Here is a 6,807-nt window from a genome sequence, read left to right as displayed (position 1 = left end):
GGGCGGACCTTCGAGGGCGTCGCGGTCCGCGTCGCCCAGCGCCTACTGGCGATGGCCGCGGCGATCTGGCACAACAACAAGACCGCCGCGCCCGTCACCCGCTCCCTGATCGCCTACGACCACTGACCAGAGATCGGAATTACTCGTCTAGTGCTGCCTCAGGCAATGTCTGCCCGGGGCAACGGCCGCGCGGAACGCCGCCCCGATCACTCCGCTCCCGCGCCGTGGCAGGCGCCAGGGGATCCCGGACGTCCTGTCAGACCTCACGGCCACGACCAGCAGCGTTTCGCGCCCCTGACGCCTGACAGGATTCCCCGTGACGTCGCACAGGCTGAGCGCGCGGCTGCGGTCCGGCCCGCCCCGTTAGCGTAGATCTTGTGGATGACGGGAAGCCGCCCGGAGCCGGCTGTTTTTCCTGCACGCAGAACGCGGCCGAGCCGGCGACGCTCCCACCCAGGGAGCGGATCCTTGTCGGTGACGGTTGGCGGGTGGCACACGCGTTCACGTCGGCCATACCCGGCTGGCTGGTGGTCGTCGCCCGTCGCCACGTCCTGTCGCTGGCGGACCTCACCGCCGCGGAGGCGGCGGAGCTCGGACTGGTGACCCGGCGGCTGAGCGTCGCGCTCACCGCGGCCCTCGACTGTCAGAAGATCTACGTCGCCTGCTTCTCCGAGGCGGTGGGCTTCGAGCATCTGCACGTCCACGTCATCCCGCGGGCCCCGGACCTTTCCCCGGACGAGCGCGGTCCGGCCGTGTTCGCCCAGCTGCGTGCACCCGAGCGACGCTGGGTCCCCGCCGCCGAGATGGACCGCCTCGCCACCCTGCTGGCCGGCCACCTCCCGGATTCCTGACGCCCAGAGGTCGGAAGCGGCGGCTCGACGATCTGGCGCCGCCTCGGCGAAGGCTGGCCCGGCAAGATCGTCGCACCGTGGGCCTGATCAGCGGTTCTGTATCCGGATCCGAACTGGGGCGGGCTCGAGGTTCGGATCGCGGTACAGAGCTGGCGATCTTCCACGCCGAGGTGCGCCTCGGCGCGGGTCAGTAGGTCTGCCAGCCTTGTGGGGCGAGGCCGCCGGGGAGGTCGGTGGTCGGGTCGTACGGCGTGCGGGTGAACACGAAGCTGCCGATGTCCAGGTGTCTGGCGGTGCCGTCGGGCGCCCGGACGACACGCAGCGTCTCGCCCGCGTAGTAGCCGTCGAGGCCGGTCCAGGTGCCGTTCGCCTCAGCCCGGAAGCGGGCACCGCGGCCGGTCGCGCCATACGGGACGAGTTCCAGCCCGCGGTCGGCGCGCAGGTGCAGCAGGTGCGGTGCCGGTCCCCAGTGCCACAGGCCGGTGAGCGCCAGCAGCTCTGGATCGGGGGTCGGCAGCGGGCGCCACGGGTCCGGGATGCGCGGTTCGTGCTCGGCCACGATCTGGATCAGGTCGGCGGCGATCAGCGGGACCGCCGGTCCGGAGGTGGCGTTCGCCAGGACGACGGCGGCGACGTCGTCTCGTTCGCTCACCCAGAGCGCCGCGAGGAATCCCGGCATCGAGCCGGTGTGGCCGTAGAGCACCTGGCCGTCCTGCCGTCGCAGTTCCAGGCCGAGCCCGTACGAGCCGGTCCAGTCGTCGGCCTCGTCCGGTTCCGACGCGGGCCGGCGCATCTCGGCGAGGGTGCCGGCGCCCAGGACACCGCCGGCCCCCCGGGCCAGGAACGCCGCCCAGCGGGAGAGGTCGGCGGCGGTCGACCAGAGCTGACCCGCGGGCGCCATCACCCCGGTGTCCTCCAACGGCTCGGGCAGCATCACGTCGGCCCACGGGTGCACCGCGAAGCCGCCGGCGTGCGGGGCCTGAGGTGACGGTGCGGTCCGGGTGAGGTCGAGAGGCGCCAGCACCTCCTGGCGCAGCGCCTCGCCCCACGGCTGTCCGCGCAGCCGGCTGACCAGCGCGCCGAGCAGTGCGAACCCGGGGTTCGAGTAGTGGAACCGGCGGCCCGCCGGGTGGCGTACCGCCGGCTGGCCGAGCACGTCACCAAGCTGTGGCCGCAGCGATCCCGGGGTGCGTTCCCACCAGGGGCCCGGGGTCTCGGACGCGAGGCCAGAGGTGTGGCCGAGCAGCTGGGCGATCGTCAGCGACCCGGCCGTGGTGCCGGGAAGGTGACGGTCCAGCGGGTCCGCCAGGTCCAGCACGCCCTCGTCACGCAAGCGCATGACCTGCACCGCGACGAAGGTCTTCGTGATCGAGCCGATCCGGTACTGGACGTCGGCGTCCGGGCTGTGCCCGTCGATCATGCTCCGGCCGTCGGTCCAGACGAGTCGGCCGCCGCGCACGACCGCGCCGACCAGCGAGGGCGTGCGCCCCTCCGCCTGCCCGACGGCCAGCCGGTGCAGCAGCGCGCGGCGTGTACTCGGCAACAGCTCCTCGGACGGCAAGGCCATCGCCCCTTCCTCTAGCCCGGTCTCGCGTGATCTGGCGTGATCTGGCGTGATCCTCTGGCCAATGATGCGGAGGGGTCCAGCTAACTCCGTCGGCTACACGTCCTCCTCGGCGACCTTGAAGTACTTGGTGTACCGGGCTGTGCGGGCCCGGACGTCAGCGAGGTCCAGGCCGGTGTCGGCGAAGGCGTAACGGTGCCCGCTCGTCTCCCGCTTGTTGCCCTGGATGAATGTGGCCATCCGGGCCTCGGTCTGGGGGCTCAGCTCGAAGCCGAAGCGGTCGTAGATCGCCCGCACGGTCGCCATCGGGTCGGCCATGAGGTCGGCGAACTGGATGTCGATGACCTGGTCGGCCGGCACGGTCCCGTCGAGCCGGGCGTCCAGGGAGCGTTCCACCCCGTCGACGAGCAGTTCGGCGAACAGCGCCGCGGTCTCCTCCCGGTCGACCTGGTCGGAGTGCAGGCTGCGCAGCGCGGCGGACAGGCTGGTGTTGGAGGCGACCAGCCTCGCCACGTCGCGGTGGGTCTGCACGAGCAGCGCGTTCGGGTACTGCGCCATCAGCTGCGGCAGCGTCCAGATGTGCGACGGCCATTTGATCAGCCAGCGCTGGCCGCGGTGCTCGCTCTGCAGCACCTCGAGAAAACGCCGGTGCCAGACGTACGCGCCGGCGATGTGGCCGTCCCTGACGGCGTCGTGCAGCCACCAGTGCATGTATCCGGGCACGTGGTACTGGTAGGGGAAGATCGTGCTGATGAACGCGGTACCCATGATCCGGCCGCATTCCTGCGCGAGCCGTCCGCCGATCTGGTGGATCGTGCGGAAGCCCGGGATGAGCGTGTCGGTGACGGCGTAGAGCTCTTCGGCCTCGGTGATGCGGGGGTCGGTCTCGTAGGTCTCGGTCCGCGGCGGCGGCACCGGCTGCTCGACCTCCCAGGTCATCGGCACCCGATGCGCGCTGTCCTGGGCGAGGGCGTCATGCAGCAGCGTGGTGCCGGTGCGGGCCTGTCCCACGATGATCACCGGCGGGGTGATGTCGCGGTCCCGGATCTGTGGGTTGGCGCGGTGGTAGTCCACGATCCGCAGCCGGCGGCTGAGGTAGGCGCCCATCTCGATCCCCAGGGCCAGGTGCCCCAGCTCGTTGAACCGTGCTCCGGGAAGATCGTCGATCAGCCGGGCAAGGCCGTCCCGCCACCCGTCCCCGCCGAAGATCTCGTCGTCGCCGAAGTCGGACAGCCCGGTGCTGTCTACAGCCGCTGTGAGCAGCTCGTTTGCGTGCACGCCTCAACCTCTCCCCAGGGGGCCCTCAACGTAGCAAGGGGCGTCATAGGGGTTGAAAGCGGCAAAGCGGCCCAGGCGAGTAACCGTACCGGATCTTGGTCGGCCGGCCCGCAACGATCGCGCCGTTCACTGGCGAACGAGTCGACGGTCTGGCTGATGGTGATGAACCGACTACTTGGTGTCGCTAGCGTCGCCAGCAAGGAGATCTGTATACGACGCCGGATACGCGATTGTATACGTCATTTACCGCTGCGTTACACAGCGACACGCGCCCCGAAACCGAACGGCCCGACAGTCGTCGAAGGCAGCTAGCGCCCGCGGTATCAAGACCAAAATCCCGACCGAATCGCACGTGCAGKCCTCCGGATCCGGGCATCCCGGCCGGCTCGCCCCCCAGCCCTGGGGCCGCTCCCGTCCTGCGCGGTGATCCGCGAGGTGCTCCGACGACCACACCAACCGGTTTGGTTTTCCCGGTCACCGCATACCGTCCCCGTCTCCGCCGACGACAGGACTCTGGCATGACGAGCGCACCACTCACCGTTTCGGCCCGTCCATACGACTTCACCTTTGATCCAGCCACGACGGCCCTCGTCGTCATCGACATGCAGCGTGACTTCATGGAGCCGGGCGGCTTCGGTGAAAGCCTCGGCAACGACGTGTCCCAGCTGCGGAGCACCATCGAGCCACTGACGGCGGTCTTCGCCGCCGCCCGTGCCGCCGGCCTGACCGTCATACACACCCGGGAAGGCCACAAGCCGGATCTCTCGGACCTGCCCCCGGCCAAGCTGAACCGGGGGAACGCGGCCCTGAAAATCGGCGACGTCGGCCCGAAGGGGCGAATTCTCATTCGCGGCGAGTACGGCCAGGACATCATCGACGAACTCGCGCCGATCGAGGGTGAGATCGTCATCGACAAGCCCGGCAAGGGTGCCTTCTACGCCACGTCGTTCGGCGAGATCCTGGCCGAGAAGGGCATAAAGAGCCTCGTCGTCACCGGGGTCACGACCGAGGTGTGCGTGCACACGACGGTCCGGGAGGCCAACGACCGCGGGTACGAGTGCCTGGTCCTGTCCGACTGCGTCGGCAGCTACTTCCCGGAGTTCCAGCGGGTCGCCCTCGAGATGATCGCCGCGCAGGGCGGAATCTTCGGCTGGGTCGCGCCGTCGGCCGCGTTCATCGACGCGCTCGCGCCCCTCTCGGCGGCGTCCGCGGCCCAGTGACCACCGGCCGGTAGTTCAGGAATCCGGCCGCCGCGCGCCGGGCGGATTATGACCGGCCGCGTCCGCGGCCAGCACCCGGGCAGCCGCGCCGCGGCTGTGCCCACCCGTCATTGAGGAGTCTGCCATGGTGAAGTTTCCAGGGACGGGCGGCACAGCCACCGCCGGTCCGCCGCTGTGGGTCCGGGGGGACCTCAACGCCTTCTTCGGTCTCGGTATCAACGTCCTGGTCAACGTCCTGGTACTGACGGGGCTGTGCATCGGCGTAATCGCGATTCCCAAGGGTGATGTGCTCGGCACGATTCTGCCCGCACTCGGGATCGCACTGATCCTCGGAAATCTGTACTACACCTATCTGGCCCGCCGGCTCGCGATCAAAGAAAACCGGTCGGACGTCACGGCGATGCCGTACGGGCCCAGCGTGCCGCACATGTTCATCGTCACGTTCGTCATCATGCTGCCGATCTACCTGAAGACGAAGGACCCGTTCAAGGCCTGGGAAGCCGGCATGGCGTGGGCCTTCATCATCGGCGTGATCGTCATGCTCGGCGCGTTCGTCGGCCCGACGATCCGCCGCTACGCGCCTCGGGCGGCAATGCTCGGCACCCTGGCCGGTATCTCGGTCGCGTTCATCTCGATGCGGCCGGTCGGGCAGATGTGGGAGGCGGCCTGGATCGCGCTGCCCGTCTTCGCCCTGCTCATCGTCGGGCTGCTCACCGACATCAAGCTGCCCTGGAACCTGCCGATCGGGGCTGTCGCGCTGCTGGTGGGCACGGCGATCGGCTGGATCGGCGGCTTCATGGACACCCCGGACGTGACCTCGGCGGCCAAGGACATCGCGCTGGCCGTGCCCGACTTCCGGTTCGACATGCTGTTCTCCGGGTTGAAGGACCTCTCGCCGCTGCTGGCGACCGCCATTCCCCTGGGCGTCTACAACTTCACCGAGGCGATGACCAACGTGGAGAGCGCCGCCTCGGCCGGTGACAACTACAACCTGCGCGCGGTCCTGCTGGCCGACGGCTTCGGCGCCGTGATCGGCTCCTGCCTGGGCTCGCCGTTCCCGCCCGCCGTCTACATCGGCCACCCCGGCTGGAAGGGCGCCGGCGGCCGCACCGGCTATTCGCTGGCCACCGGCGTGATGATCGCGGTCCTGTGCTTCTTCAGCCTGTTCAGTCTCCTCGGCTCGATTCTCCCGTTRCCGGCGATCGTGCCGATCCTGCTCTACATCGGCCTGCTCATCGGCGCCCAGGCCTTCCAGGTCTCGCCCCGGGCACACGCGCCGGCGGTGGTCGCGGCCCTCTTGCCCAACATCGCCTCGTGGGCGGTCGGCCTGATGGACAACGTGYTGTCGGCCGCCGGCACCAGCGCGACCCAGGTGGGCTACGACAAGATCAACCAGGCGGGAGTCATCTACAAGGGATTGATGATCTTCGGTGAGGGGGCGATCCTGGCCGGCCTCGTGCTGGGCTCGATCGTCGCCTTCATCATCGACAAACGATTCATTTCGGCGGCGATCTTCTCGGCCATCGGCGCGGTGCTCTCGTTCATCGGCCTGATTCATGGCGAGAAGGTCGAGTGGGACGCCAACGGCCAGGTCGCGCTGGGCTACCTGCTCCTGGCCGCCATCTGCGTCGTCTTCGCCCTGACCAAGCCGGCGCCACGGGAACCGGACGCCGACGAGATCGAGCTGGAGCGCGTCCACGGCGTGCCCCAGCAGCCCAGCAAGAAGGACAAGGACAGCGGGACCGCGCCGGCACCGGAGGCGTCGGCCGCCGCGGGCTGACCCCTGTACCCCCAATCCCGCTGGCGGGGCGCGCGACTGACCCGGCGCGCCCCGCCAGCGGCGCCGCCCGCGCCGCGGACGTGGTCCTCCACCTCCTGGCACGGCGGCCGTCGT

The 6,807-nt window shown here is 69.7% G+C and carries 5 protein-coding genes and 1 pseudogene; 4 read left to right on the top strand and 2 right to left on the bottom strand.

The genetic code is table 11. The features are described 5' to 3' along the window. Both BCD49_RS45265 and BCD49_RS25480 read left to right on the top strand, forming a co-directional pair. Positions 1 to 126 (top strand): annotated as a pseudogene (locus BCD49_RS45265) (IS982 family transposase); the annotation flags it as partial. Between the two features lie 362 nt (positions 127 to 488). Further along, complete coding sequence (locus BCD49_RS25480; protein WP_241832396.1) at positions 489 to 851, top strand: HIT family protein; 363 nt, start codon at positions 489 to 491, stop codon at positions 849 to 851. Positions 852 to 1,038: 187 nt separating this feature from the next. On the opposite strand, the gene BCD49_RS25475 is transcribed toward BCD49_RS25480, so the two are convergent. Further along, positions 1,039 to 2,418 carry a serine hydrolase domain-containing protein gene (locus BCD49_RS25475; RefSeq protein WP_007511325.1) on the bottom strand — a complete coding sequence of 460 codons (1,380 nt, stop codon included), beginning with the start codon at positions 2,416 to 2,418 and terminating at the stop codon, positions 1,039 to 1,041. A gap of 93 nt (positions 2,419 to 2,511) precedes the next feature. After that, the gene (locus BCD49_RS25470) at positions 2,512 to 3,693 is read right to left on the bottom strand and encodes a sulfotransferase family protein (RefSeq protein WP_007511326.1); all 1,182 of its coding nucleotides are present in this window, start codon (positions 3,691 to 3,693) and stop codon (positions 2,512 to 2,514) included. Positions 3,694 to 4,211: 518 nt separating this feature from the next. On the opposite strand from BCD49_RS25470, the gene BCD49_RS25465 reads away from it, so the two are divergent. Continuing rightward, the gene (locus BCD49_RS25465) at positions 4,212 to 4,913 is read left to right on the top strand and encodes a cysteine hydrolase family protein (protein ID WP_007511329.1); all 702 of its coding nucleotides are present in this window, start codon (positions 4,212 to 4,214) and stop codon (positions 4,911 to 4,913) included. Between the two features lie 124 nt (positions 4,914 to 5,037). Beyond that, positions 5,038 to 6,693: a hypothetical protein gene (locus BCD49_RS25460; RefSeq protein WP_007511331.1), complete on the top strand. Its 1,656-nt coding sequence runs from the start codon at positions 5,038 to 5,040 to the stop codon at positions 6,691 to 6,693. The last annotated feature ends 114 nt before the right edge of the window (positions 6,694 to 6,807 follow it).

This window comes from Pseudofrankia sp. EUN1h (assembly GCF_001854645.1).
Lineage (GTDB): Bacteria > Actinomycetota > Actinomycetes > Frankiales > Frankiaceae > Pseudofrankia > Pseudofrankia saprophytica.
Note: the sequence above shows the minus strand (reverse complement) of the source record. Positions and strands in the feature narration are given on the sequence as shown.